Consider the following 24,586-nt stretch of genomic DNA (forward strand, 5'->3'; position numbering starts at 1 on the left):
GACGGGCGGGGGTGTCAGCGCAGCAGTACCGTGACGGACATCGGGCCGTGCGCGCCGAAGACGAGCGCCTGCTCGATGTCGGCCGTTTTCGACGGGCCCGACATGAAACATCCGTAGCCGAAGTCGTCCACCTCGGGCCGCAGCACGGCTTCGTGCATCGTCGCGACGATGGCATCCCGCGGGATGACGATCATCAGCGCCGTGGCTCCGAAGTAGAGTGCCTTGTGGCGGATGTTCTGCGCAATCCACACCGCGCCGTTTTCGGCGACACCGAATGCGCCCGTCACGACGCCCAGGTCCGCATCCACCAGCTCGCGCGGGTCCTCGATGCGGTCGGGATTCATCGTGGCGACGCTCAGACCGGGGATCGCCGAGACGATCGTCCGCGCTTCGGGATAGCAGCGCCGCACGGCCTCGTCGAGCGTCTCGCCGGGCTGCATGACGACGGCCCGGCCTCCGGCCGCTTCGAGCCGCTCGGCGAACATGGCTTCGGGGTCGTCGAAACGCTGGGGCGTGAATCCGGTTTCGGGGTAGGGTGTCTCGTCCGGCCGTCCGGCCGCGAGTCTTTTCAGTATCTCTTCCTTGCTGTCCATCGTGTTGTCGTTTTTATTCGGGGCGCGCAGGCTCTCCGCACGTCATTCGCCGCGGCCCTTTTTCCACCACGCGTTGAATGTCTGCGGTGCGAAGGGCGGCATGGCCCGGCCCGGGGCGCTCCACGGGTTGAGCCCGTTCTCGACGACGAAGCGCGGCAGTTTCCCGGCCGCGCGTGCCAGCGCGATGCCGCCGTAGAAACGCCTTGTCCCGTTCATTACGAAATCCATGCCTTTCACGGCGAGTTTTTTCGTGCGGTCGGCCAGCCCCAGCGCGTCGAGCTGCTGCCGCCACATGTAGATCTGCTCCCCGAGGTCGATCTTCGCCGGACAGACCTCCGAGCAGGAGTAGCACAGCGAGCAGGCCGAGACGTTGCCGCGGTGGAGCTCCGGCGAGCGCAGCATCGAGAGGTTGATGCCCAGCGGTCCGGGGATGAAGTACGAGTAGGAGTAGCCTCCCGAACGGCGGTAAACGGGGCAGGTGTTCATGCAGGCGCCGCAGCGCAGGCATTTGAGCATGTTGCGGTGCCGCGCGTCGGCGAGCCACTCCGAGCGGCCGTTGTCCACCAGGATGACGTGGATGCGTTTGCCCGGTGCGGGACGGCGGTAGAGCGACGTGTAGGTCGTCACGGGCTGCCCCGTGCCCGAGCGGGCCAGCAGGCGCGTGAAGACCGCCAGCGCCCGCATGTCGGGAATCACCTTCTCGATGCCCATGATGGCGATGTGCAGGTCGGCGAACGACGTGCCCAGATCGGCGTTGCCTTCGTTCGTGCAGACGGCCAGCGCTCCGGTGGAGGCTACGGCGAAATTGACGCCCGTCATCGAGACGTCGGCCCCGAGGAACTTCGCGCGCAGCGCCTGCCGTGCGGCGTGCGTCAGATAGGTCGGGTCGCTGTCGCCCGGCCGGGTCCCCAGCTCGCGTTCGAACAGCGCGCCGACCTCCTCGCGCCGTACGCCGATGGCCGGCAGCACGATGTGGCTGGGCGGCAGGCCGAGCAGCTGCATGATCCGTTCGCCGAGGTCGCTCTCGACGGCGTCGATGCCGCGTTCGCGCAGGAAGGGCGTCAGGCCGCACTCCTCGGAGAGCATCGACTTGCTCTTGATGAGGTTCCGTCCGCCGTGTTCGCGGACGAGACGCCATACGGTGTCGTTCATCTCGGCGGCGTCGCGCGCCCAGTGCACCGCGATGCCGTTGGCCGTGGCGTTGCGCTCGAATTCGAGCAGGTAGTCGCCCAGACGGCTCAGCGTGTGGCGTTTGATTTCGGAGGAGAGCTGCCGCAGCTCCTCCCATTCGGGGACCGTCTCCATCATCCGGTCGCGTTTTTCGCGTACGGCGTAGAGCGCCCTGTCGTGCCACGCCATGCGGTCGGCGTCGGCGACGAATCGCTTTGCGGCTAAGGAGTGCGTGCTCATGCTTTCGAATTGAGGATTTCCACGATATGAACGGTTTTCACGGGGAGCTTCTCGCGGTCGATGATCCCCTGCATGTGCATCAGGCACGAGGAGTCGGCGCCGGTGATGTACTCCGCGCCGGTGGCCATGTGGCGCTGCACCTTCGCGCGGCCCATCGCCACCGAAACGGCCCCCTCCTCGGCCGAGAACATGCCGCCGAAGCCGCAGCATTCGTCCCGCCGCTCGGGCTCGGCGACTTCGACGCCCTCGACCAGCGAAAGCAGATCGCGCAGCTTCGAACTGTAAGGGACGTGCAGCTCGCTGGGCGACGAGAGACCCATTTTCCGCACGCCGTGGCAGGAGTTGTGGAGGCTCACGCGGTGGGGGAAGCGTGCGTCGAGGCGCGTGGGCCGCACCACGTCGTGCAGGAACTCGCAGATCTCCCAGATGCGCGCATCGACGCAGGCGTGTTCGCGGTAATTCTTCAGCAGGCGCGGGTAGCCTTCCCGAACGAAGACCACGCAGCTGGCCGACGGGCCGACGACGTAGTCGTAGCGCCCGAACAGGGCGTTCATGCGTTCGGCCAGTGCGGCCGCATCCCGTTCGAAACCGGCGTTGGCCATCGGCTGCCCGCAGCAGGTCTGGTCGAGCGGGTAGTCCACCTCGCACCCCACGCGCCGCAGCAGCTCGCAGGAGGCGCGCCCGACCTGCGGATAGACGGCGTTGATATAGCAGGGAATGAACAGTCCGACTTTCATTCGTGTCTTTGAGTTTGTGTGTTTGGAATCGGGGGTAAAGATAGCGGATTTTTCGTTATCCTGTTTCCTCCGCCGCATTTCGTGCGCCGGGACGCGAAAAAGGCGGGACCGGCTTTCTGCCGGCCCCGCCCCGCATCCGATCGGCCGCGGCCTTACTCGATTTCGATCTGTCGTGCGGCGGGCGTTGCGTGAACCTCCTTTTTCTTCGGGATTTCCACCGTCAGCACGCCGTGCTCGACTTTGGCCGCGATCTTCTCCTTCTCGACGTTGTCGGGAAGGATCAGGCTTTGCTGGAACTGGCTGTACGAGAACTCGCGGCGCAGGTACGTGCCCTTGCGTTTCTTGTCCTCCTCCTTGTTCTCGGCCTTCTTCTCCATCGAGATGATCAGTTCGTTGTCCTCGTTGATATGGACCTTGAAGTCCTGTTTGGTCATACCCGGGGCGGCCACTTCCACCTTGAAGTCGTCCTCCGTCTCGAGGATATTGACGGCCGGAGCCGTCGCGTTCGATTTATCGACCCATTCGTTGCCGAAAAAGTCGTTGAAAATACTCGGTAACCAATTCTGATTTCTTCTGACTGGCATCATAATTTTGTCCTCCTTATTGTTTTTTGGTTCAACATTCTTTTTTTGACCCCGCCCCTTGCGGAGCGGCTTCGTTCTCGATAAGGTCAAATCCCGTGCCAGGGCGGAAAACGGCATGAAATGTCACCGATTGTCATGAAATGTCACGAATTGTCACCCGTTCGGAAATTTTGTCGTGTCCGGATGACGCCCCGCGACAATTTCGTATCTTTGCCGTCATGAACGAGCAGTTGTTGTTCCGCCGGGCCGCGGCGGCGGACATTCCCCGCATCATGCGGATCATCGCCCGGGCGCAGGCGCAGATGCGGGCGGCCGGCAGCCTGCAATGGCAGGACGGTTATCCCGCCGAATCGGATATCGCCCGGGACATCGGGCGGGGGGACGGATACGTGTTGTCGCTTCCGGCGGCGGATCCGGCCGCCGGATCCGCCGGGAGTGCGCTGCCGGATCGGGATTCCCTTCCGGACATGCTGCCGGGCGGCTCCGCGGCAGGGGAGGCGGTTGCCTACGGTGCCGCGGTGTTCGACGGCGAACCGGCCTATGCCGGAATCGAAGGGCGCTGGCTCACCGACGGCGCATACGTCGTGCTGCACCGTCTGGCGGTGGCCGGCGGGATGCAGGGCCGGGGGCTGGCGACGGCGTTTCTGCGGCGTGTGAGCGAACTGGCGCGGCGGCGCGGGGTGTGCGCTTTCCGTGTGGACACCAATTTCGACAACCGCCGCATGCTGCGTCTGCTGGAGAAGGAGGGCTTCCGTTTCTGCGGAACGGTCCGTTATGCCGGCGGCGAGCGGCTGGCCTTCGAGAAACGGCTCTGACCGGACGGAATCCGCCCTGCCGCCCGTCACCGGACGGCGGAGAACCGGATGCGTTCGCTGTAATCCCCCGATGTCACCAGATCGGGGTCGATGAAACTCTTTCGGACGGTTAGCGTGCCGTGCGTCAGCTCCTCGACGGCCCAGTAGCAGGAACGGAGGTTTTCGGCCGCGATGTAGAGCACGTTGTAATTCGGCCCGACGTATTCCCACAGGAAGAACGTCTCGCTGCGTTCCTCGCTTCCGTCTCCGTGCGTCCGCAGCAGTTCCGTGCGGCCGTTCCCGATCGGGCGGAACGTCCATGTCTCCTTTATCGTTCCCGGGCCGTCCGGGTGTTCCGTCTCCCAGCCGTGCGCCGTGAGCGCGAGAATCGCCTCCCCGGGGTCGGGACCGTAGGTTCCGCTTTTCTCGAAACAGCCCGTCAGCAGCACGGCGGCGCCGAGCAGGAGGCGGAGGCGTATCGGGAGCGTTTTCATCGTCGGTCGTGTCTCAAAGCAGGGTGACGGGCGGTTTCCGGCGTGCGAAGTTGCGCGAAAGGGCCGCCGCGAAAGGCGTTTCGAAGGTGCGCGCACCGACCGGACACCCCTTTACGCAGGCACAGCAGCGGATGCAGCGGGCCGCGTCGGTGCGGAGTTCGTCGCCGCGGGCGATGGCTCCGGTGGGGCAGACCGCCGCGCAGCGGCCGCAGTGCGTGCAGCGGTCCGCGCTGCCTGCGGGCAGCAGGACGACGGGGTGTTTCTTCTGGCGCCGCCGGTAGGCGAGAACGAAACGGATGAAACGCAGCAGCGGGACGAGCGGCGTGCCGGGGGCCTTGAGCCGTGCGGCATCGACCGGCAGGGGTCCCTGCCCGGCGAGTTTGCGCCGGACGGCCCGGCCGAACGCCTCCGCTGCGGCGAGGTCCTGCCCGTCGGGGCGGCCTGCCGCGATGGGCGTGCGTTCCGTGCTGTACGAATGCTCCCCGACGAAGGCCGCCGCGGCCACCGGGACGAATCCCCGGGCGCGCACGAAATCCGCCAGCTCCGCCGCGGCCTTTTCGAAGGCCCGGTTGCCGTAAACGGCGATCACTACCGCAGGCGTGCCTTCGCCCCGGATGCCCTCCATGCGTTCGAGCGCCGTGCGGGGGATGCGTCCGCCGTAAACCGGTGCGGCGAATACGGCCACGGTATCCGCTGACAGCGTTTCGGGGCGCGGTGCGGCGTGCGTCAGGTCGAGGGCGCGTACGGGTATGGGACCGTTCTCCGGCGTCGCGGCGACGCGGTTCGCTTCCGCGGCATGGTTCGCCGGGTCCGTCGAGCCGCTGCTGTCGGCCGTTGCCGTGGCGCGGTCCGTCGCCGTGCTGTCGGCCGTCGCCGCAAAGGGAGCCGCGATTCCCCGCGCCACGGCTGTGGCCGTTTTCCGCGAGGTGCCTGTCGGCGAGAAAAAGAGGGTGCAGATGCGTTCGGGTTGCATATCCGTTCGGTGTGTGCAGGCAAAGGTAGGAAAAATTCGTATATTTGTCCGTAATGTAAATATCGAAATACGGATGAAAACGAAAATGCTGGCCTGCGCGGCGCTGCTGTTGGCGGCGTGCGGAGGCACCCGGAACCCGGAGGCGGAGAAGACCGCCGAAACCCGTACCGAAGTGCGGTACGGCGAAGAGATCGCGCTCGTGCAGGTGCCGCCGAAGGGCGGCCTGACGATCGACGAAGCGCTGCGGAACCGCCGTTCGTGGCGCGAGTACAATCCCGGCGCGCTGTCGCTCGAGGAGCTCTCGGGTATCGTATGGGCCGCCGCGGGCGAGAACAGGCCGGAGGAGGGGCGTCTGACGGCTCCTTCGGCGCTGGCGCTCTACCCGGTCCGCCTCTACGTCTTCTTCGCCGAGGGGGTCTATCGTTACGATGCGGAGGCGCACAGGCTCGTGCGCGTGCTGGAGGGCGATCGCCGCAGACTCTCCGGGGCGCAGCCCTTCGTCTATTCGGCGCCGCTGAATCTGGTCTATGTCGCCGACCGGGCGGTTTACGAGGGGCGGAGTATCCCGGCCGAACAGGTCCGCTACCTCTGCGGGCAGGATGCCGCGGGGTGTGCCGAGAACGTGAACCTCTATGCGGCCGGGCACGGGCTGCGTTCGATCACGCGCGGCAGCGCGCCCGCCGGGGAGCTGCTCGAAGCCCTCGGGCTCGATCCGGAACGCTACTTCCTGGCGCTGGCGCAGACCGTCGGACGGTAGGGCGTTCGCCGGAAACGGGAAAGGCCCGTCGGCTTTACGTCCGGCGGGCCTTCGCGGTTCACGGAGCCGTTATCCGACGATGCCCTCTTCGGCGAACCAGCGCCAGAGCGGTGCGGCCATCAACGCCTGCCGGATGCGGTCGGTGCGGAGCAGCTCCAGCACCTCGTCGCGGGAGAAGAGGTGCACGCGGATATCCTCCGTCGGGTCGGGCCGCTGCGCGCCGAGCCGTTCGACGCCCGTGGCGAGGAAGCAGTGCGTCAGGTTGTTCTGCGTGGCGGGATTGGCGCAGAGGGTCGTCAGCAGCCGCCACTGGCCGCCGCCGTAACCGGTCTCTTCGAGCAGTTCGCGCTGCGCCGCGGCGAGCATCGTCTCGTCCGAGGGTTCCGCCACGCCGGCCGGGATTTCGTAGGAGGTCTCGCCCAGCCCGTGACGGTACTGGTCGATCATCACGAAGCGTCCCTCGCGGTCGATGGCCGTGACATTGACCCAGTCGGGGTATTCGAACACGTAGTAGTCGGGGATCGTGCGTCCGTCGGGCAGCGAGATCGTTTCGTGGCGCACGGTGAACCACGGCTTGCGGGCGAGGTATTCGCTCCGCACGACCCGCCATTTGCGGTTTTTCGGATTTTCCATCGCTGTTGTCGTTCGTTCGGAGCAAAAATAGCGAAAAATCGTTATCTTTGTTTCGCAATCGGATACCTCGCCGTACCGACGGCCGCCGTTTCCGGCGGTGTCTGCCGGTCGGGGCCGTCGGGACCCGGGAAGGGGACGGCCGGAATGCGGGAAGTGGGCGGTTGTCATTTGTTTTCCAAAACGAACCGGAATTTTTATGGAATCCCCTGCAATGCCCCGGGAAGAACGGGCGCGGATCGTCGCCCTGATGAACCGGGAGGTCGTACCCGCCATCGGGTGCACCGAACCGATCGCCGTGGCGCTCTGTACGGCGCGCGCCGCCGAGACGCTGGGCGTGCGGCCCGAGCGGATCGACGTGCGGCTGAGTGCCAATATCCTGAAAAACGCGATGGGCGTGGGCATTCCCGGCACGGGGATGATCGGCCTGCCGATCGCCGTGGCCCTCGGAGCGCTCGTGGGCCGTTCGGAGTACCGGCTCGAGGTGTTGCGCGACGTGACGCCCGAGGCCGTGGAACAGGGGCGGCGCTATATCGACGAGCGGCGCATCGCGATCGCGCTGAAGGAGGCGATCGGCGAAAAACTCTATATCGAGGTCGAGGTCGCGGCGGCGGGCCATTCGGCTGCGGCGGTCATAGCCGGAGGCCATACGCGTTTCGTCAGCGTGACCCGCGACGGCGAGACGCTGCTCGACCGCCGCACGCCGTCCGCGGACGCCGCGGGCGAGGAGGAAGTTCCGCTGACGTTCCGCCGGGTCTGGGATTTCGCCATGACCGCGCCGGCGGAGGAGCTGCGCTTCATTCTCGAGACGAGCCGCGTGAACAAGGCCGCCGCCGAGCGTTCGCTTGCGGGCGAGTTCGGTCATTGCGTGGGACGGACGCTCCGCTGCGACCGCGAACGCCGCGTGATGGGCGACAGCATCTTCACCCGCGTCCTCTCCTACACCTCGGCGGCGTGCGACGCCCGCATGGCCGGGGCCATGATTCCGGTGATGAGCAACTCGGGCAGCGGCAACCAGGGCATCGCCGCGACGCTGCCCGTGGCGGTCTATGCCGAGGAGACGCACGCTTCGGAGGAGCGGATGATCCGCGCGCTGACGCTGAGCCACCTGACGGTGATCTACATCAAGCAGAGCCTCGGACGGCTGTCGGCCCTCTGCGGCTGCGTGGCCGCCGCGACGGGTTCGAGCTGCGGCGTGACCTACCTGATGGGCGGCGGATACGCCGAGGCGGCCGCCGCGGTGAAGAACATGATCGCCAACCTGACGGGCATGATCTGCGACGGTGCGAAGCCGAGCTGCGCGATGAAGCTCACGAGCGGCGTCTCGACGGCTCTGCTCTCGGCGATGATGGCCATGGACGGTCACTGCGTGACGCCGGTGGAGGGGATCATCGAGGAGGACGTGGACAAGTGCATCCGCAATCTGACGGCCATCGGCCGCGACGGCATGAATGAAACCGACCGGCTCGTGCTGGGAATAATGACGCATAAATCGTGAAAGGAAACCGTTTTTCATCGAAGCTCCTCGCTTCGGCATTGTGTGTGCTGACTGCGGGCGCCGCGGCCGCGCAGACCGCGCCGGAGGAAATCGCCGACTGCCCCGAACGGGCCGCCGGCGTCTATCATTCGTACGAATACCGTCCCGCGGAGGCCGAGCCCGTTCCGGAGGGATACGTACCGTTCTATATCAGCCATTACGGCCGCCACGGCAGCCGCTACCACTCCTCCGAAGCGCATTACACGGCGCCGCTCGTCCCGCTGCGCGAGGCTGCGGCGGCGGGGACGCTGACGGCGGCGGGCCGTGCCGTCCTGGCGAAGGGCGAGGCGCTGGCCGCCGATGCCGCAGGGCGCTACGGCGACCTGTCGCCGCGCGGGGTGCGCGAACACCGGGCGATCGCCGAACGCATGTATGCGGCCTATCCCGAGGTATTCTCGACGGCGGACGGCCGCGAATGCCGGGTGGAGAGCCGTTCGACGCTCGTGCCGCGCTGCATCCTGAGCATGGCCGCCTTCAACGAGCGGCTCAAGGAGCTCGATCCCCGGATCCGCATGGTCCGTACGGCGAGCGCCCGCGACCTGAGCTATCTGGCCAACGGGGAGCGGGACAAAGATATGGACAAGGCGGCGCGCGAGGTGGCGGACAGCGCCAAGCGGGCCTGGCTGCATCCCGAGCGGCTTCTTTCGGCGCTCTTTACGGACGAAGCCCCGCAGGTCGCCGATCCGCAGCGGTTCATGTGGGACCTCTTCATGCTGACCTCCATCGCGCAGGACATCGACCGTCCCGAGTGGGCGTTCTACGATATTTTCACGCCCGGGGAGCTCTATGCGCTCTGGGAGAGTCTGAACGCCTACTGTTACCTGACGATGGGGCCTTCGCTGCGTTTCGGCGATCCGGTCGTGGCCTCGGCCCGGCCGCTGCTCCGCGATTTCGTGGAGACGGCCCGGCGGGTGATCGACGGGAAGGAGCCGCTGGCGGCCTCGCTACGTTTCGGGCACGACGTCTATCTGACACCCCTCGCCGCCCTGTTGCAGGTGGAGGGCGCCTCGGCGCGGGTGGGCTCCGTGGACGAGGTGCGCTCCTGCTGGAGCATCGAGAAGGTTTCGCCGATGGCGGGCAACGTGCAGTTCGTCTTCTTCCGCAATGCCGCGGGCGATGTCCGGGTGCGGGTGCTTTACAACGAGCGCGACGCCCGGCTGCCGCTCGACGGCGGTCCCTATTACGAGTGGGAGGCGCTGAAACGCTATTGCGAGCGGCTGTACGAGTGATTTGACGGTGCGAGCCCCGTGCGTTCCGATACGACCGGCCCCTGCGGCACATTCGGCTGCCGCAGGGGCCGGCCGTTTCTTTGCATCGCCGGACCCCGGGACCCGGCTTTTCATCCCGGAGGGCGACCCGCCCGGCTTTGCGCCTCTGCGGCGGCTGTCCTGTGTTCATGACGGCTCGCCGCGTCTGTCGGGGAGGGCCCGGCGCCGGGTTTGTGCTTTTTCCGAAGTCCGTCCCCGTGTGCGCAGGGAGGATGCGTTCGTCGGAATTGCCGTATTTGGCCGGGGGTGTGTCTCTCTGTCGGCGGGGCTGTGCCGCGGTTCGGGATGTCGTCGGGGCGGAGAGAAGCGCATGCGTGCCGGAGTTCCCGGACGGCGCGCGTGCTATTGTTGGAAGATCGTCCGGACGATGATGCCCGTGGCGCCCTGGTGGCGCGTGGTGTAGTCCTTGGCGATGCGGCTGGTGCGCTGGAGGAACTCCTCGTTGTCGCGCAGGGGGACGAACCAGGCGTTCAGTTCTTCGTAGTTGCCGACGGAGCGGGCCGCGCCGAGCGTCACCAGATCGCGCGCCTCCTTGAATTTCCCGTAATTGGGCCCGAAGGCGACCGGCAGTCCGAAGGTCGCCGCTTCGAGCGTGTTGTGGATGCCGACGCCGAATCCGCCGCCCACATAGCTCCATGTCGCATAGCCGTAGACCGAGGCGAGCAGGCCCACGGTGTCGAGGATCATCACCTGCTTCGGCCCGAAAGCCGTGTGGGGCGTGCATTGCGTGTAACGCAGCGCCCCGCCCCGCGTCTCGGCGATCAGCCGCGCGATGCGGCCCTCGTCCATTTCGTGGGGGGCGATGACGAACTTGATTTCGGGATTGTCGTTCGCAAGGCGGATGAGCAGCTCCTCGTCCGGACCCCATGTCGAACCGGCCACGAAGAGGCGTGCGTCGCCCTTGAAGCGGTCGATGAGGTCGATGCGTCTGGCGGCCCGGGCGATTTCGGCCACACGGTCGAAACGGGTGTCTCCGGCCACCAGCACGTTGTCGAATCCCAGCGTCGCCAGCAGTTTTTTCGACTCCTCGTTCTGCACGAACAGGACGTCGAACGATTCGAGCGCCTGCCGCCACATGCCGCCGTAGGGACGGAAGAAGACCGAATTGCGGCGGAAGATGGCCGAAACGATGAAGGTCCGCACATGCCGGCGGCGCAGTTCCGAGAGCAGGTTCAGCCAGAACTCGTATTTGACGAAGATGGCGATTTCGGGGTGTACGGCGTCGAGAAACCGGCGGGCGTTGCGCGGGGTGTCGATCGGCAGGTAGAAGATATGGTCGGCTCCGGCGTAGTTTTTCCGGATTTCGTAGCCCGAAGGCGAGAAGAAGGTGAGCAGGATTTTGTATTCGGGGTGTTTCCGGCGCAGTTCCTCGATGATCGGGCGGCCCTGTTCGAACTCGCCGAGCGACGCGACGTGCATCCAGACGATCCGCTCCCCGGGAGCGACCGCTTCGCGTATGCGGCGGAAGAGGTCCCTGCGTCCTTCGATCCAGAGCCGGGCCTTCGGATGGCGCGGCGCCACGAGCCGGATGGCCCATACATAGAGTGTCAGCCCGAGATTATAGAGCCACATCGCTGTTTGCCGGTATTGAGGTTTGTCGTTTCCGCCCGGACTTTTCCCGCGCTTGGCGTTCAGTGTCAGGGAGTTTGTTTTCAGCCGGCAAAGATAGCATAATTTGCCGGATTTGCAAAAATTGCGGACGCTTCCTTCGTGTGCCGGCGGGGCTGCCCGCAGGTCACCAGTGGTGTTCCATCGCCCGCTCGATGAGCTCCACGTCGGCGCGGCCGTCGTCCGACAGCGTGACGGCCGCCAGGTCGAACTGCACCTCGCCCTGCCATCCGGCGGTGCGCAGGTAGCGGGCCGCGGCGCGGGTCAGGGCGCGGAACTTGCGCTGCGTGGCGGCCGCTTCGGGCGGCGTGAGCGACCCGGCTCGACGGGTCTTGACCTCCACGAAATGCAGCACCTCCCCGCGCAGGGCCACGATGTCCAGCTCGTCCCGTCCCGCCCGCCAGTTCGTGTCGCGGATCTCGTATCCCGCCTGCCGCAGGTGTTCCGCCGCGGCGCGTTCGCCCGCACGTCCCGTTTCGGCCGTCGTCGTCACCGGAGGATGCGCTGGATGGAGTTCGCGCGCTGCATCGCCTCGGTCAGCCCCTCGGCGTCGTCCCGCTCGATCATGCGCCGCATGATCTGCAACTGGTGGATGTGTTCGCGCAGAACGTCCAGCACGTTGTATTTGTTGCGCAGCAGGATCGGAACCCAGGTCCCTGCGGCGCTTTTTGCCAGCCGCACGGTGCTCTCGAAGCCTCCGCCCGCCAAGTCGAAGATATGCCGTTCCTCGCGCTCCTTTTCGAGTACGGTGAGCGCCAGGGCGAACGACGTGACGTGCGAAATATGCGACACGTAGGCCGCGTGCAGGTCGTGTTCCTCGGGGTCCATATACACGAGCGGGCATTCCAGCGTCCGGAAGATCCGCTCCACGAGGGCCACCGCGTCGGCGTCGCTGCGCTCCGTGTCGCACAATACGGCGATCCGGCCCGAGAAGGCGCCCCGCTGTGCGGCCTTCGGACCGCTGTACTCCGTGCCCCACATCGGATGGGCGGCGACGAAACGTCCGCGGCGGGCGTGCATCGAGACGACCTCGCACAACTCGCCCTTGATCGACCCCATGTCCATGACCACCTGCCTGTCCGTCGCGCGGTTGAGCGCCTTGACGGCCATGATCGGAATGGTGTCCACGGGGGTGGCCAGCACCACCAGGTCGGCCTCGGCGATTCCCTCTTCGAATCCCACGATCCGGTCCGCGAGACCCAGCCGCATCGCCTCCTCGGCGATTTCCGGCGATTTCTCCACGCCGAGAATCTCTTCGGCGAGCGCACGGTCGCGCAACGCCAGGGCGAACGAGCCTCCGATGAGGCCCAGGCCCGCTATCATCGCTTTCATACCTATTTATAATAAGAACGAAAGGTCTCCGCCCGGTTCCACTTCGAACGGTTCGACGCCCTTGCGGAACATCCGCATCGGCCGTCCTCCGATCAGTTCCAACCGTCCGCCGTCGTAACGCAGCATGCACCCTTCGCGCAGCCCGGCCACCCAGCGGCGCGGGTTGGCCTCGATGTATTCGCGGATGCGCTGCTCGCGCGTCTCCCCGGCGTGTCCCGCGGGATTGGCGTCGAGGTAGTGGGGGTTGATCTGGAACTTCACCGCTCCGATGGCCCGGAACGATTCGGGCTGGACGATCGGCATGTCGTTCGTGGTCGAGATCGTCGGGCAGCAGACGTTGCTGCCGGCCGACCAGCCGACGTAGGGCACGCCTGCCCTGATCCGGCGCAGGATGGCCTGCATCAGCCCCTGCTGCTGCATCTTTCTGGCCAGCGCGAAGGTGTTGCCGCCGCCCACGCAGATCGCTTCGGCCCGGCGGACGAACGCTGCGGGATCCCCGGCCCGGTGCACCGAGCGGACGCGGATGCCCAGCTCGGCGAAACGCGCCTGCACCCTGCGTTCGTATTCGGCGTAGGAGAAGGTGACCGCGGCGTAGGGCACGAAGACGATTTCGCGCACGCCCTGCAGGAAGCGTCCGATTTCGGGCAGCGGATAACGCAGGTATTCCTCCCCGGCGTTGGTCGAATTGGAGATGAGAAGTAATTTCATAATCGGTTGTTTCTGAATGTTTTTTGCGAATTTTTGTGCTAAATGTCGAAAAAATTGTGAACAAAAAATCGCAGCGTTTTGTCAAAAGTAATAAAAAAAGTGTTACTTTTGCGCAAAATTACGCTGGAAATGTGAGTTGCTATTTCCAAATAATTGTTTAACTAAAAACTTAAAATTATGGCAGATGTTCAATCAAAAGTTGTCGAGATCATCGTCGACAAGCTGGGTGTCAAGGAGTCGGAGGTTGTGCCCGGAGCAAGCTTCACCAACCACCTGGGTGCGGATTCGCTCGACACCGTGGAGCTGATCATGGAGTTCGAGAAGGCTTTCGACATCCAGATTCCGGACGAGGACGCCGAGAAGATCGCTACCGTCGGCGACGCTATCAAGTACATCGAGGAGCACAAGAAATAATTTCTACCATATTCGTTTCACGGCAAGAAGCCTTAAATTTATGACAGGAAGAAGAGTAGTTGTTACGGGTATCGGGACGATCAACCCGCTCGGCAATAGTATTGAGGAGTATTTTTCGAATTTGGAGAAGGGAGTCAGCGGTGCCGCGCCCATTACTCATTTCGACGCTGAGAAATTTAAGACACGCTTCGCTTGTGAAGTAAAGAATTACGACCCGACCCGGTATTTCGACCGGAAGGAAGTGCGCAAGTACGACCTTTTCACCCAGTACGCTCTGATCGCGGCCGAGCAGGCCGTGGCGGATTCGGCCCTCGATCTCGAGAAGGTCGATAAGGAGCAGGTGGGCGTCATCTGGAGTTCGGGTATCGGAGGACTCAAGTCGTTCTTCGATGAGTGTCTGGGCTATGCCGCCGGGGATGGAACCCCGCGGTTTAGCCCGTTCTTTATTCCCCGCATGATCGCCGACATCGCGGCCGGTTTCATCTCCATGAAGTACGGCTTCATGGGACCGAACTACTGCACCGTGTCGGCCTGCGCTTCGTCCAACCACGGCATGATCGCCGCCATGGAGGCCATCCGCTACGGCAAGGCCGACGTGATGGTCACGGGCGGCTCGGAAGCCGCCGTGAACGAGCCTTCGGTGGGCGGTTTCAACTCCATGCAGGCGCTTTCGACGCGCAACGACGATCCCGTGCACGCTTCGCGTCCGTTCGACAAGGACCGCGACGGCTTCGTGATCGGCGAGGGCGCGGGCGCGCTGATTCTGGAGGAGTACGAGCACGCCAAGGCGCGCGGGGCGAAGATCTACTGCGAGATCGTGGGCGGAGGCGCTTCGGCCGACGCCTACCATTTCACGGCGCCCCATCCCGAGGGCAAGGGGGCCATGAAGGCGATGCGCGACGCCATCAAGGACGCCGGCATCACCCCCGGGGAGATCGACTATGTGAACGTGCACGGAACCTCGACCCCTGCGGGCGACATTCCCGAGCTGAAGGCCGTCGCTGGCGTATTGGGCGACCACGTGTACGACATCAACATCTCCTCGACCAAATCCATGACGGGACATCTGCTGGGTGCCGCCGGCGCCGTGGAGGCTCTGGCCTGCATCTTCGCGCTGACGCACGGCGTCGTGCCCCCGACGATCAACTGCGAGAATCTCGATCCCGAGATCGACTCGAAGCTGAACCTCACGCTCAACACGGCGCAGAAGCGCGACGTGAAGTGTGCGCTGAGCAATACGTTCGGCTTCGGCGGCCACAACTCGACGGTCATTTTCCGCAAGCTCTAACGCCCGAAGGGTCCCGCCGCCGTGATCGACTTTCTGCTGCGTCCGTGGAGACGGAATTTCGGGCCCGACAAGGCGTATTACAGGATTATCGACGATTTGTTCGGATTCGTTCCGCACAATATCGAACTCTACAAGCTGGCTTTGGTTCACAAGTCAGCTTCTTTGGTTTTGGAGGACGGCCGTTCGATCAACAACGAGCGGCTCGAATACCTGGGCGATGCCGTGATCGAGGCCGTCACTTCGGACTATATCTTCATCGAATACCCCGACCGCGACGAAGGGTTCATGACCAAGCTGCGCTCGAAGATCGTTTCGCGGCAGTCGCTCAACGGACTGGCGGTGAAGCTGGGACTCGACGCGCACGTGATTTCGGCCAACGGCGCCGGAATCGCCCAGAAGCATATCTACGGCGACGCTTTCGAGGCGATGATGGGGGCGGTCTATCTGGATCAGGGGTACGATTTCGTCAATCGGCTGCTGATCAACCGCATCTACTTCGGACTGCTCGACCTCGAGGAGCTCACCGAATCGGAGAACGACTTCAAGAGCCGCCTGATCGAGTGGTGTCAGAAGAACCGCCACAAGGTCTCGTTCCGCACGGGCTTCGACAAGGAGGCGGCTCCGAACCACCCGGTGTTCCACTGTACGGTGCTGGTGGACGGCATGGAGGTCGGCCACGGTGCGGGCGACTCGAAGAAGGAGGCCGAGCAGCATGCGGCCTTCTCCGTGTCGCAGTACATGACCGACGAGCAGTGCGCCTCGCTGCTCGACAAGGTGGACCGGCTGACGGGGACGAAATGACACGCTCTCCGGGCGAAGTCCCGGAACGGGCGTACGGAATACCTATGACGACGATTTCCGACAAGATGGCTGCGCGGGGAGTCGGGGCGCTTACCGACCGGGAACTGCTGACCCTGCTTACGGAGGACGGACAGCGGGCCGACGCGCTGCTGGCGGCCTGCGGGGATTCGCTGGCGCGTATCGCCGGCGAAGGGGAGGCGCGTCTGCGCATGATCGGCGGGTTGGGCCTGCGGCGGGCGCGGCTGTTGCTCGCCGCCGCCGAGTTCGGCCGCCGGGCCGTTGCGGAGCGTGCCGCGGAGGCCGACTGTATCGCCACGAGCGACGACGTGGTGCGGCTGTTCCGGCCGCAGCTCGAACAGTTGCCGCACGAGGAGTGCTGGGCGGTGTACCTCACCGCGTCGAACCGGATCATCGAGCGGCAGCGGGTGAGCCAGGGCGGTGTGACGGGAACGGTCGTCGATCACCGGATCGTGGTCAAGCGCGCCCTGGAGCTGCTCGCCACGCAGCTCATTCTCATTCACAACCATCCCTCCGGAACGGCCGAAGCCAGTCCGCAGGACCGGGCGCTGACCGAGCGGATCGCCCGTGCCGCGGCGCTGTTCGACATCCGCCTGCTGGACCACATCGTCATCGCCCGCGGCGGCGATTTCTCCTTCCTGCGCGCGGGGCTTCTCGGCTGACCCGTCCGGTTCCGGGGCCGTTTCCCCCGGGAAATAAATTCTCCGCCGGCGGGAGGGAATATCCATTTATTTTGTACTTTTGTAGTCCGGAAAATCAGTAAAATACCAAAATACGATGACGCAGGAAGAACTTTTCAAGAAGCTGGTCGCCCACTGCAAGGAGTACGGGTTCGTGTTTCCTTCGAGCGAGATCTACGACGGTCTGGCCGCCGTTTATGACTACGGGCAGAACGGCGTGGAGCTGAAGAACAATATCAAGCGCTACTGGTGGGATTCGATGGTCAAGCTGCACGAGAACATCGTGGGCATCGACGCCGCCATTTTCATGCATCCCAAAACCTGGGAGGCTTCGGGCCACGTGTCGGCGTTCAACGACCCGCTGATCGACAACAGGGATTCGAAGAAGCGCTACCGCGCCGACGTGCTCATCGAGGAGTGGATCGCCAAACAGGACGAGAAGGTGGAGAAGGAGGTCGAGAAGGCCCGCAAGCGTTTCGGCGAGGCGTTCGACGAGGCGAAGTACCGCGAGACCTCGCCCCGCGTGGCGGAGACGCTCGCCCGCCGGAACGCCGTGCACGGGCGTTTTGCCGAGGCGATGAACGCCAACGACCTTGCCGGGCTGCGGCAGATCATCCTCGACTGCGAGATCGCCTGCCCCGTTTCCGGCACGCGCAACTGGACCGACGTGCGGCAGTTCAACCTCATGTTCTCGACGCAGATGGGTTCGACGGCCGAAGGGGCCTCGACGATCTACCTGCGGCCCGAGACGGCGCAGGGCATTTTCGTCAATTTCCTCAATGTCCAGAAAACGGGCCGCATGAAGCTGCCGTTCGGTATCGCGCAGATCGGCAAGGCGTTCCGCAACGAGATCGTGGCCCGGCAGTTCATCTTCCGCATGCGCGAGTTCGAGCAGATGGAGATGCAGTTCTTCGTGCGCCCCGGGACCGAGATGGAGTGGTGGAACCGCTGGAAGGAGACGCGCATGGCATGGCACCGCGCGCTGGGCTTCGGCGACGACAACTACCGTTTCCACGACCACGAGAAACTGGCGCACTACGCCAATGCCGCCACGGACATCGAGTATAACTTCCCGTTCGGCTTCAAGGAGGTCGAGGGCATCCACTCGCGCACGGATTTCGACCTGGGCAACCACCAGAAGTTCTCGGGCCGGAAGATCCAGTACTTCGACCCGGAGACGGGCGAGAGCTACGTGCCCTATGTCGTGGAGACGTCGATCGGCGTGGACCGCATGTTCCTGCAGGTCATGTCGGCGGCCTATACCGAGGAGACGCTCGACGGCGGCGATTCGCGCGTCGTGCTGCGTCTGCCCGCCGCGCTGGCGCCGGTGAAGGTGGCCGTGCTGCCGCTGGTCAAAAAGGACGGCATGCCCGAGGTGGCGCAGCGGATCGTCGATGAGCTGAAATACGATTACAACGTCATCTACGACGAGAAGGACTCCGTGGGCAAGCGCTACCGCCGTCAGGATGCCATCGGCACGCCGTTCTGCGTGACCGTGGACGGGCAGACGCTCGAGGACGGCACGGTGACGGTCCGCCACCGCGATTCGATGGAGCAGGAGCGCGTGCAGATCGAGGCGCTGCCGTCGCTCGTCGAGAAGGAGTGCTCGTACCGCAGGCTGTTCGGAAAGCTGAATCTGTAAGGGGAATGGACTTTTTCTCCGGAGATCGTCGGAGCCGGAGCCGCCGGCGGGTGGCGCGGTTCTGTTTCGTGTCGGGGGCGCTGGCCGGCCTGCTGCTTTCGGGAGTGCGGTCGGAGCGCCGGACGGAAATCAATCTTTGAACCGTGGGACGCATCCTCGCCATAGACTACGGGACGAAGCGCACGGGAATCGCCGTGAGCGACCCCCTGCGGCTGATCGCCGGAGGACTGGAGACCGTACCGACCCGGGAGCTGGAGCGGTGGCTGGCGGACTATTTCGCCCGCGAGGAGGTCTCCACGATCGTCGTGGGCAAGCCTGCGCGGATGGACGGCACGCCTTCGGAGACGTGGCGTTTCATCGAGCCGCTGGCCGCGCGCCTGCGCCGGGCCTGGCCCGACAAGGAGGTGGTCTTCTACGACGAACGTTTCACGTCGGTGCTGGCGCATCGTGCGATGCGCGACAGCGGTATCGGCCGGATGGCCCGCCGCGACAAGGCGCTGGTGGACAAAATATCGGCGACGATCATCCTCCAGGGCTATATGGAATCCGTCCCCTCCCGCTGACGGGGCCGGTAGCCGCACGAGCTCCGGGCCGGAGCCGTAGCGCGGGCCGCCGCGGTTTTTTACGGGACGATACAATAAAATTAGGCAATATACGATTGTTTTTCAGATTATGATTTATCCGATTGTCATATACGGGGACGAGGTGCTGCGCAAGCGCTGCCGGGAGATCGGTCCCGACTACCCCGAAGTGAAGAAACTCGCCGAGGACATGTTCCTCACGCTCGAAGAGGCCGAAGGCGTCGGGCTGGCCGCGCCGCAGATCGGCAAGGACATCCGCCTGTTCATCGTGGACTGCACGCCGTGGGCCGAGGACGACCCTTCGTGCGCCGACTACAAACGGGCCTTTCTGAATCCCGAGATTTACGAGTACTCGGCCGAGAAGAAGACCTACAACGAGGGCTGCCTCTCGTTTCCCGGCATCCATGCCGACGTGCCGCGCTCGCTCTCGATCCGGATGCGCTACATGGATACCGATTTCGTGGAGCACGACGAGGAGTTCACGGGGCTGAAGGCGTGGGTCATCCAGCACGAGTACGACCATATCGAGGGTGTGGTCTTCACGGACCGCGTCGCGCCGCTGCGCCGTCAGTTGCTCAAGAGCAAGCTGCTCAATCTGGCCAAGGGCAAGTATCGCTGCGGATACAAGACCCGGTAGGAGACGGAGGATCCGGTGGGAGCCGGGGTGTTCGGCTCCGGGCGAAAACGGAAAAAGCAGAGACCGACGTCGGTCTCTGCTTTTTTATGCGGGGTTCGTCTCCCCGCTTTCTCCGTTCGGATCAGAAGCGGTAGGTGGCGCCGATGTTGATGATGATCGGGTTCTTGTGCCATTTGGCTGTCTGGATCATCCACTTGAATCCGGCCGAGAGGTCCCAGTTGCGGGCCACGTTGAAGTCCGTGCCTGCACCGAGGTTGATGCCGCACGACCAGCCGCCGATGTCGTTGGCGCTCAGACCGGCCTGCGGATAGACGTCCCACGAACTTGCGACCTCGAAGAGGTACTGCACGTCGGCCGCGATATCCACCGAGCAGCCCGATTTGCAGAGGGCCGTGAGCGACGGCTGGATGCGCCACGTGTCGGTGAAGCTGTAACGTCCCGTGGCGCCGATGCCGAAGATGGCACCGTCGGCTCCCGTATTGGTGTAGATGCCGATTTGCGGCCCTACTCCCCAATTCCCCTTGTCCTGTGCTGAAACCGCGGTGAATGCGCACAGCGCGGCGATGGTCAGAAGAATGATCTTTTTCATATTTTTTGTGTTTAAGTTGTGAATACTCTCCCTCCGAATCATTTATCAAACAAATATACGTAAAATTCTCATCCCGGACAAATGAATTCAACGAATCCGGCGTTTTGAATCACAAAAAAGGAGGTCTGCAACACTCGTGCCGCAGACCCCTTTCCGTTGCGCCGGTCCGTGCCGGCGGCGTCTATTTCTGGTTGAGCGCTGCGTGGGCGGCTGCCAGGCGTGCGATGGGCACGCGGAAGGGCGAGCAGCTCACGTAGTTCAGTCCGGCGTAGTGGCAGAACTCCACCGACGAGGGTTCGCCGCCGTGTTCGCCGCAGATGCCGCACTTGAGGTTCTCGCGCGTGCCGCGGCCCTTGAACACCGCCTCGCGGATGAGCTGGCCCACGCCGTTGCGGTCGAGAATCTGGAACGGGTCGTTCTTGAGGATACCCTTCTCGAGGTAGATGGGCAGGAACTTGCCGATGTCGTCGCGCGAGAATCCGAGCGTCATCTGCGTCAGGTCGTTCGTGCCGAACGAGAAGAACTCGGCGACCTCGGCGATCTGGTTGGCCGTGACGGCCGCGCGCGGCACTTCGATCATCGTGCCGACCATGTATTCGATCTTGTCGTTGCGCTCCGAGAAGACCTGTTCGGCCGTCGAGTCGATGATCTGCTTCTGATAGCGCAGCTCCTTGTGGTTGCCCACCAGCGGAACCATGATCTCCACGTGTACGGGCATGCCCGAAGCCTTGACGTTCATCGCCGCCTCGATGATGGCGCGCGTCTGCATCTCCGTGATTTCGGGGTAGGTGTTGCCCAGACGGCAGCCGCGGTGGCCCAGCATGGGGTTGAACTCGGCCAGCGACTCGACCTTGGCGACGATCTTCTGGAGGGGTACGTTCATTTCGGCGGCCATCTCGCGCTGTCCCTTCTCGTCGTGGGGCACGAACTCGTGCAGAGGGGGATCGAGCAGGCGCACCGTCACGGGGAATCCGTTCATGGCCTTGAACAGCCCTTCGAAGTCACCCCGCTGCATCGGCAGCAGCTTGCCCAGCGCCACGCGGCGGCCCGCCTCGTCGTCGGCGAGGATCATCTCGCGGATGGCCTTGATGCGGTCGCCCTCGAAGAACATGTGCTCCGTGCGGCAGAGGCCGATGCCCTCGGCGCCGAACTCGAAGGCCTGCCTGGCGTCCTTCGGCGTGTCGGCGTTGGCGCGCACCTTCAGCACGGAGTACTTCCCGGCCAGCTCCATGAGCTTGCCGAAGTCGCCGCTCAGGTCGGCGGCCTTCGTGGCCACCTGACCCAGATAGACCTCGCCCGTCGAGCCGTTGAGCGAGATCCAGTCGCCCTCCTTGACCGTGAAGCCGTTCACCTTGATCGTGCGGGCCTTGTAGTCGATCTCCAGCTCGCCGGCGCCCGAGACGCAGCATTTGCCCATGCCGCGCGCCACGACGGCCGCGTGCGAGGTCATGCCGCCGCGCGCCGTGAGGATTCCGGCCGCGTCGAGCATGCCCTTCAGGTCCTCGGGCGAGGTCTCGATGCGCACCAGGATCGCCTTCTGGCCCGTCCTGGCCAGCTCCTTCTCGGCGTCCTCGGCGAAGAACACCACGGGACCCGTCGCCGCGCCCGGCGAGGCGGGCAGCCCCTTCGTGATGACCTGCGCCGAAGCGATGGCCTTCTTGTCGAATACGGGGTGCAGCAACTCGTCGAGCTTCGCGGGTTCGCAGCGCAGCACGGCGGTCTTTTCGTCGATCAGCCCCTCGCGCAGCATGTCCATGGCGATCTTGACCATCGCTGCGCCCGTGCGCTTGCCGTTGCGGCACTGGAGCATCCAGAGCTTGCCGTCCTGGATCGTGAACTCGATGTCCTGCATGTCCTTGAAGTACTGCTCGAGGTGGTGCTGAATCTCGTCCAGCTCCTTGTAGACCGCGGGCATCACCTCCTCGAGCGAGGGGTATTTCGCGGCGCGCTCCGCCTCCGGAATGTTCTGCGCCTTGGCCCAGCGCTTCGAGCCTTCGATCGTGATCTGCTGCGGGGTGCGGATGCCGGCCACGACGTCCTCGCCCTGCGCATTGATCAGGTACTCTCCGTTGAAGATGTTCTCGCCCGTCGCGGCGTCGCGCGAGAAAGCCACGCCCGTGGCCGAGTTCTCACCCATGTTGCCGAAGACCATCGCCTGCACCGAAACGGCCGTTCCCCACTCGGCGGGGATGTTGTTGAGCTTGCGGTAGAGGATGGCGCGCTCGTTCATCCACGAGCCGAACACGGCGCACACGGCGCCCCACAGCTGCTCCCAAGGGCAGGCGGGGAAATCCTCGCCGGTCTGCCGCTTCACGGCCTCCTTGAAGCTCCGTACCAGTTCCTTCAGGTCGTCGGTGGTCAGGTCCGTGTCGTTCTTCACGCCGCGCCTGGCCTTCAGCGCGTCGATGATCTCCTCGAACGGATCGTGGTCCTCCTTCGAGACGGGCTTCATGCCCAGCACCACGTCGCCGTACATCTGCACGAAGCGGCGGTACGAGTCCCATGCGAAGCGCGGATTGCCCGTGCGTTTCGAAACGGCCTCCACGGCCTGGTCGTTCATGCCGAGGTTGAGGATCGTGTCCATCATGCCCGGCATCGAGGCGCGCGCGCCCGAACGCACGGAGACGAGCAGCGGCGTCTGCGCGTCGCCGAACTTCATGCCCGTCAGGCGTTCGATGTTGTGCATCGCCTTCTCGACCTCGGGGCGGAGCATCTCGATCACGGCCTGCTTGCCGTGTCTGTAATACTCCGCGCATACCTCCGTGGTGATCGTGAAGCCCGGGGGAACGGGGATGCCGATGAGGTTCATCTCCGCGAGGTTCGCACCCTTGCCGCCGAGCAACTCACGCATTTTGCCGTTGCCTTCGGCCTCCTTGTTGCCGAAGGTATAGACTCGTTTAACGTCTGCCATAATTTTTCGATTTAGTATGTGAATTTAAAAAGTTTTTCAAAAAGTCCGCTTGCCCGGAGGCGGAAAAAATTGCGGTGACGTCGCCGTTACCGCATTTCGGAACCTCTTATCCGTCAAAGGGATTGCGAATATAAGAAAACTTTTCGCAAACTCCAAATAAATTGCCGTGACGATTGTACGTTCCGGGTCTCCGGCGTGCGTTTTTTTCAATATTCGTCGGAAAATGCGCCCGGTTTTCGTTCCGGGAACCGGAACGGAGCGGAATTTCCGGGGCGCCGGGGGCCGCGCCGCCGTCACCGGATGTGGACGAACACCGGAAGCGAATAGCCGTAGCCGCCCGTATAGACCCGCCGCGAGTAGGTGGCCATCGGACTGCCGCTTCGGGGATCGAGCAGGTATCGGCGGGCGAACACGTCGCTTCCGACGACGGTGAAGGCCGTGTCCGCCAGAATGCGGTCGCGCATCACCCAGCGTCCGCGGCTGCGGACCGTGCCCCGTCCGGCGCGCGCTGCCCGTGCCGTGGCGTCGCGCAGTCCGTAGCGGGCGGGTTCGAGCGATGCGGAGCGTCCCAGGACGAGCAGCTTCGCTCCGGGCCTTTCGGCGCGCAGGTCGCGGACGACCCATTCGCTCATGCGCGTGTCGGCGCTCAGGACCAGTCCCACGGTGTCGCGCCCCATCGTCCCCTCGATGTAGAGGTAATGGCGTCCCGGCTCGGCGTAGTGGGGATAGAAGAGGTCGCCGTAGTAGAGCAGGGCGAAATCCAGGCCGTCGAGCGTGTTGAGCGTGCGGTGCAGGTAGGAGTAGTCGCCCCGGCAGGCGGCGGCCAGGTCGCGCACGACCCGTTCGTTCTCCACGCCCCGGAGCGCCACGACGGGCAGGGCCATCGAGTCGATGACGGCCGCCGTATTGCGGATCTTGCGGGCATAGCGTTCGGCCGTCCAGCGCAGGCGTCCCCGGGGCGTGTACTCCTCGTCGTCGTAGAAAAGCGCCGGAAGGGTGTCGTAGAGCCGGTCCACGTCGTAAAAGGCGATGCCGACCGTCCTTTCATCGGCCGGGCGGCCGGTCGCGGCTCTCTGCATGCCGCCGGATCGCTGCGGCGTTCGGCCGGCCGCGGCTTCCCGGACGGGGACGGATCGTCCGTCTGCCCCGGCTGACGGCGGTACGGCCGTTGCGGGGCGTGCCGCCTGCGCGGCGGCCAGCAGCAGTCCGGCTGCCGCGAGGGTGTGGCGTATCGTTCGGCGAAGCGTCATGGCCGTGGGGATCAAAGGGGTTTTTCGGGCAGGAAACCGCGCGGCGGGCAGCCGGGGAATCGGGCGATTCCGTTGACGTGTTTCGGATCGTATTTGGCCCGGTGTTTCGGATTTTCCACTTGTCCGGAGAACCTGTCGGATACGTCTATTCCATAGGCTGATGTCGCCTGCGATATTTTCTGCGCCATACGCTCTTCGTTTTAACGGGACAAAACCGGGAACCCCGCACTTTTTCTATGTCGGATATGCATGTCTTGGTAATATTTGGCTATGGCCAGGTGCCGCCGCTTATTCTTTCCGCTGGGTGTGGAAACGGGTAGGCCGCGTCTGAAAAAAGAGGGTTCCGTGCT

The 24,586-nt window shown here is 64.3% G+C and carries 26 protein-coding genes; 11 read left to right on the forward strand and 15 right to left on the reverse strand.

Annotated elements, in window-relative coordinates:
• Positions 1-14 precede the first annotated feature (14 nt).
• From KB554_RS06615 to KB554_RS06630, 4 genes are all read right to left on the reverse strand, one after another.
• Complete coding sequence (locus tag KB554_RS06615; RefSeq protein ID WP_141427826.1) at positions 15-593, reverse strand: LUD domain-containing protein; 579 nt, start codon at positions 591-593, stop codon at positions 15-17.
• Positions 594-635: 42 nt separating this feature from the next.
• Positions 636-2,003, reverse strand: a complete 1,368-nt coding sequence (locus KB554_RS06620; RefSeq protein WP_211035289.1) for an LUD domain-containing protein — start codon at positions 2,001-2,003, stop codon at positions 636-638.
• Positions 2,000-2,740 (reverse strand): (Fe-S)-binding protein, encoded by a 741-nt coding sequence (locus KB554_RS06625; protein ID WP_211035290.1) that lies wholly within the window; start codon positions 2,738-2,740, stop codon positions 2,000-2,002. Before KB554_RS06625 ends, KB554_RS06620 begins: the two co-directional genes overlap by 4 nt.
• A gap of 152 nt (positions 2,741-2,892) precedes the next feature.
• On the reverse strand, positions 2,893-3,327 hold the full coding sequence (locus KB554_RS06630; protein ID WP_141427823.1) for an Hsp20/alpha crystallin family protein: 435 nt from the start codon (positions 3,325-3,327) through the stop codon (positions 2,893-2,895).
• Between the two features lie 215 nt (positions 3,328-3,542).
• On the opposite strand from KB554_RS06630, the gene KB554_RS06635 reads away from it, so the two are divergent.
• Positions 3,543-4,139 (forward strand): GNAT family N-acetyltransferase, encoded by a 597-nt coding sequence (locus tag KB554_RS06635; RefSeq protein WP_211035291.1) that lies wholly within the window; start codon positions 3,543-3,545, stop codon positions 4,137-4,139.
• Positions 4,140-4,165: 26 nt separating this feature from the next.
• On the opposite strand, the gene KB554_RS06640 is transcribed toward KB554_RS06635, so the two are convergent.
• Together KB554_RS06640 and KB554_RS06645 are read right to left on the reverse strand one after the other, a co-directional pair.
• A complete protein-coding gene (locus KB554_RS06640; protein ID WP_141427821.1) occupies positions 4,166-4,612 on the reverse strand; it encodes a hypothetical protein in 447 nt (148 codons plus the stop codon).
• Between the two features lie 13 nt (positions 4,613-4,625).
• Positions 4,626-5,585 (reverse strand): 4Fe-4S binding protein, encoded by a 960-nt coding sequence (locus KB554_RS06645; RefSeq protein ID WP_141427820.1) that lies wholly within the window; start codon positions 5,583-5,585, stop codon positions 4,626-4,628.
• A 73-nt stretch (positions 5,586-5,658) separates the two neighbouring features.
• Between KB554_RS06645 and KB554_RS06650 the strand changes: the two genes are divergently transcribed.
• Positions 5,659-6,342 (forward strand): SagB/ThcOx family dehydrogenase, encoded by a 684-nt coding sequence (locus tag KB554_RS06650; RefSeq protein WP_141427819.1) that lies wholly within the window; start codon positions 5,659-5,661, stop codon positions 6,340-6,342.
• Between the two features lie 69 nt (positions 6,343-6,411).
• Here the strand turns inward: KB554_RS06650 and KB554_RS06655 are convergent, their stop codons facing one another.
• A complete protein-coding gene (locus tag KB554_RS06655) occupies positions 6,412-6,975 on the reverse strand; it encodes an NUDIX hydrolase (protein WP_211035292.1) in 564 nt (187 codons plus the stop codon).
• 211 nt (positions 6,976-7,186) lie between these two features.
• Here KB554_RS06655 and KB554_RS06660 point away from each other — a divergent pair, with 211 nt between their 5' ends.
• Positions 7,187-8,470 (forward strand): L-serine ammonia-lyase, iron-sulfur-dependent, subunit alpha, encoded by a 1,284-nt coding sequence (locus KB554_RS06660; protein ID WP_141429928.1) that lies wholly within the window; start codon positions 7,187-7,189, stop codon positions 8,468-8,470.
• Positions 8,467-9,738, forward strand: a complete 1,272-nt coding sequence (locus KB554_RS06665; RefSeq protein WP_339328766.1) for a histidine phosphatase family protein — start codon at positions 8,467-8,469, stop codon at positions 9,736-9,738. Before KB554_RS06660 ends, KB554_RS06665 begins: the two co-directional genes overlap by 4 nt.
• Before the next feature lie 381 nt (positions 9,739-10,119).
• On the opposite strand, the gene KB554_RS06670 is transcribed toward KB554_RS06665, so the two are convergent.
• The 4 genes from KB554_RS06670 to pepE form a co-directional block, all read right to left on the reverse strand.
• Positions 10,120-11,349 carry a glycosyltransferase N-terminal domain-containing protein gene (locus KB554_RS06670; protein ID WP_211035293.1) on the reverse strand — a complete coding sequence of 410 codons (1,230 nt, stop codon included), beginning with the start codon at positions 11,347-11,349 and terminating at the stop codon, positions 10,120-10,122.
• A 163-nt stretch (positions 11,350-11,512) separates the two neighbouring features.
• Complete coding sequence (locus KB554_RS06675) at positions 11,513-11,878, reverse strand: YraN family protein (protein ID WP_211035294.1); 366 nt, start codon at positions 11,876-11,878, stop codon at positions 11,513-11,515.
• Entirely contained in the window at positions 11,875-12,717 is an 843-nt protein-coding gene (locus KB554_RS06680) for a prephenate dehydrogenase (protein WP_211035295.1), read from the reverse strand. The genes KB554_RS06675 and KB554_RS06680 overlap by 4 nt, the downstream gene beginning before the upstream one ends.
• A gap of 6 nt (positions 12,718-12,723) precedes the next feature.
• Positions 12,724-13,425 (reverse strand): dipeptidase PepE, encoded by a 702-nt coding sequence (gene pepE, locus KB554_RS06685; protein ID WP_141427813.1) that lies wholly within the window; start codon positions 13,423-13,425, stop codon positions 12,724-12,726.
• A gap of 177 nt (positions 13,426-13,602) precedes the next feature.
• Between pepE and KB554_RS06690 the strand changes: the two genes are divergently transcribed.
• The 7 genes from KB554_RS06690 (at position 13,603) to def (ending at position 19,486) form a co-directional block, all read left to right on the forward strand.
• Positions 13,603-13,839, forward strand: coding sequence for an acyl carrier protein (locus KB554_RS06690; RefSeq protein WP_141427812.1), 237 nt, complete (start codon positions 13,603-13,605; stop codon positions 13,837-13,839).
• Positions 13,840-13,879: 40 nt separating this feature from the next.
• On the forward strand, positions 13,880-15,127 hold the full coding sequence (gene fabF, locus KB554_RS06695) for a beta-ketoacyl-ACP synthase II (RefSeq protein ID WP_141427811.1): 1,248 nt from the start codon (positions 13,880-13,882) through the stop codon (positions 15,125-15,127).
• A gap of 36 nt (positions 15,128-15,163) precedes the next feature.
• The gene (gene rnc, locus KB554_RS06700; protein ID WP_141429927.1) at positions 15,164-15,928 is read left to right on the forward strand and encodes a ribonuclease III; all 765 of its coding nucleotides are present in this window, start codon (positions 15,164-15,166) and stop codon (positions 15,926-15,928) included.
• Between the two features lie 44 nt (positions 15,929-15,972).
• A complete protein-coding gene (locus tag KB554_RS06705; protein WP_232522921.1) occupies positions 15,973-16,608 on the forward strand; it encodes a JAB domain-containing protein in 636 nt (211 codons plus the stop codon).
• Between the two features lie 115 nt (positions 16,609-16,723).
• Positions 16,724-18,268, forward strand: coding sequence for a glycine--tRNA ligase (locus KB554_RS06710; RefSeq protein WP_141427810.1), 1,545 nt, complete (start codon positions 16,724-16,726; stop codon positions 18,266-18,268).
• 143 nt (positions 18,269-18,411) lie between these two features.
• Entirely contained in the window at positions 18,412-18,831 is a 420-nt protein-coding gene (ruvX, locus tag KB554_RS06715) for a Holliday junction resolvase RuvX (RefSeq protein ID WP_211035296.1), read from the forward strand.
• A 109-nt stretch (positions 18,832-18,940) separates the two neighbouring features.
• The gene (gene def, locus KB554_RS06720) at positions 18,941-19,486 is read left to right on the forward strand and encodes a peptide deformylase (RefSeq protein WP_211035297.1); all 546 of its coding nucleotides are present in this window, start codon (positions 18,941-18,943) and stop codon (positions 19,484-19,486) included.
• A gap of 121 nt (positions 19,487-19,607) precedes the next feature.
• Here def and KB554_RS06725 read toward each other — a convergent pair whose 3' ends face one another.
• The 4 genes from KB554_RS06725 to KB554_RS06740 form a co-directional block, all read right to left on the reverse strand.
• On the reverse strand, positions 19,608-20,075 hold the full coding sequence (locus KB554_RS06725; protein ID WP_141427807.1) for a porin family protein: 468 nt from the start codon (positions 20,073-20,075) through the stop codon (positions 19,608-19,610).
• Between the two features lie 181 nt (positions 20,076-20,256).
• Positions 20,257-22,986 carry a pyruvate, phosphate dikinase gene (ppdK, locus tag KB554_RS06730; protein WP_141427806.1) on the reverse strand — a complete coding sequence of 910 codons (2,730 nt, stop codon included), beginning with the start codon at positions 22,984-22,986 and terminating at the stop codon, positions 20,257-20,259.
• Positions 22,987-23,279: 293 nt separating this feature from the next.
• Positions 23,280-24,236: a hypothetical protein gene (locus KB554_RS06735; protein WP_242116314.1), complete on the reverse strand. Its 957-nt coding sequence runs from the start codon at positions 24,234-24,236 to the stop codon at positions 23,280-23,282.
• An 11-nt stretch (positions 24,237-24,247) separates the two neighbouring features.
• Entirely contained in the window at positions 24,248-24,424 is a 177-nt protein-coding gene (locus KB554_RS06740) for an XRE family transcriptional regulator (RefSeq protein WP_211035298.1), read from the reverse strand.
• Between the last annotated feature and the right edge of the window lie 162 nt (positions 24,425-24,586).

Origin of the sequence: Alistipes sp. Marseille-P2263 (assembly GCF_018101075.1) — a bacterium.
Lineage (GTDB): Bacteria > Bacteroidota > Bacteroidia > Bacteroidales > Rikenellaceae > Alistipes > Alistipes dispar.

Bases quoted from the DNA above. Each gene is read 5' to 3' on its own strand.
- KB554_RS06690 (WP_141427812.1), top strand. From the start codon at position 13,603: ATGGCAGATGTTCAATCAAAAGTTGTCGAGATCATCGTCGACAAGCTG.
- KB554_RS06740 (WP_211035298.1), bottom strand. From the start codon at position 24,424: ATGGCGCAGAAAATATCGCAGGCGACATCAGCCTATGGAATAGACGTA.
- KB554_RS06615 (WP_141427826.1), bottom strand. From the start codon at position 593: ATGGACAGCAAGGAAGAGATACTGAAAAGACTCGCGGCCGGACGGCCG.
- KB554_RS06660 (WP_141429928.1), top strand. From the start codon at position 7,187: ATGCCCCGGGAAGAACGGGCGCGGATCGTCGCCCTGATGAACCGGGAG.
- KB554_RS06680 (WP_211035295.1), bottom strand. From the start codon at position 12,717: ATGAAAGCGATGATAGCGGGCCTGGGCCTCATCGGAGGCTCGTTCGCC.
- KB554_RS06725 (WP_141427807.1), bottom strand. From the start codon at position 20,075: ATGAAAAAGATCATTCTTCTGACCATCGCCGCGCTGTGCGCATTCACC.
- KB554_RS06630 (WP_141427823.1), bottom strand. From the start codon at position 3,327: ATGATGCCAGTCAGAAGAAATCAGAATTGGTTACCGAGTATTTTCAAC.
- KB554_RS06645 (WP_141427820.1), bottom strand. From the start codon at position 5,585: ATGCAACCCGAACGCATCTGCACCCTCTTTTTCTCGCCGACAGGCACC.
- fabF (WP_141427811.1), top strand. From the start codon at position 13,880: ATGACAGGAAGAAGAGTAGTTGTTACGGGTATCGGGACGATCAACCCG.
- pepE (WP_141427813.1), bottom strand. From the start codon at position 13,425: ATGAAATTACTTCTCATCTCCAATTCGACCAACGCCGGGGAGGAATAC.
- KB554_RS06650 (WP_141427819.1), top strand. From the start codon at position 5,659: ATGAAAACGAAAATGCTGGCCTGCGCGGCGCTGCTGTTGGCGGCGTGC.
- KB554_RS06655 (WP_211035292.1), bottom strand. From the start codon at position 6,975: ATGGAAAATCCGAAAAACCGCAAATGGCGGGTCGTGCGGAGCGAATAC.
- ppdK (WP_141427806.1), bottom strand. From the start codon at position 22,986: ATGGCAGACGTTAAACGAGTCTATACCTTCGGCAACAAGGAGGCCGAA.
- KB554_RS06670 (WP_211035293.1), bottom strand. From the start codon at position 11,349: ATGTGGCTCTATAATCTCGGGCTGACACTCTATGTATGGGCCATCCGG.
- KB554_RS06620 (WP_211035289.1), bottom strand. From the start codon at position 2,003: ATGAGCACGCACTCCTTAGCCGCAAAGCGATTCGTCGCCGACGCCGAC.
- KB554_RS06710 (WP_141427810.1), top strand. From the start codon at position 16,724: ATGACGCAGGAAGAACTTTTCAAGAAGCTGGTCGCCCACTGCAAGGAG.
- KB554_RS06625 (WP_211035290.1), bottom strand. From the start codon at position 2,740: ATGAAAGTCGGACTGTTCATTCCCTGCTATATCAACGCCGTCTATCCG.
- KB554_RS06735 (WP_242116314.1), bottom strand. From the start codon at position 24,236: ATGACGCTTCGCCGAACGATACGCCACACCCTCGCGGCAGCCGGACTG.
- KB554_RS06705 (WP_232522921.1), top strand. From the start codon at position 15,973: ATGACGACGATTTCCGACAAGATGGCTGCGCGGGGAGTCGGGGCGCTT.
- KB554_RS06640 (WP_141427821.1), bottom strand. From the start codon at position 4,612: ATGAAAACGCTCCCGATACGCCTCCGCCTCCTGCTCGGCGCCGCCGTG.
- def (WP_211035297.1), top strand. From the start codon at position 18,941: ATGATTTATCCGATTGTCATATACGGGGACGAGGTGCTGCGCAAGCGC.
- KB554_RS06635 (WP_211035291.1), top strand. From the start codon at position 3,543: ATGAACGAGCAGTTGTTGTTCCGCCGGGCCGCGGCGGCGGACATTCCC.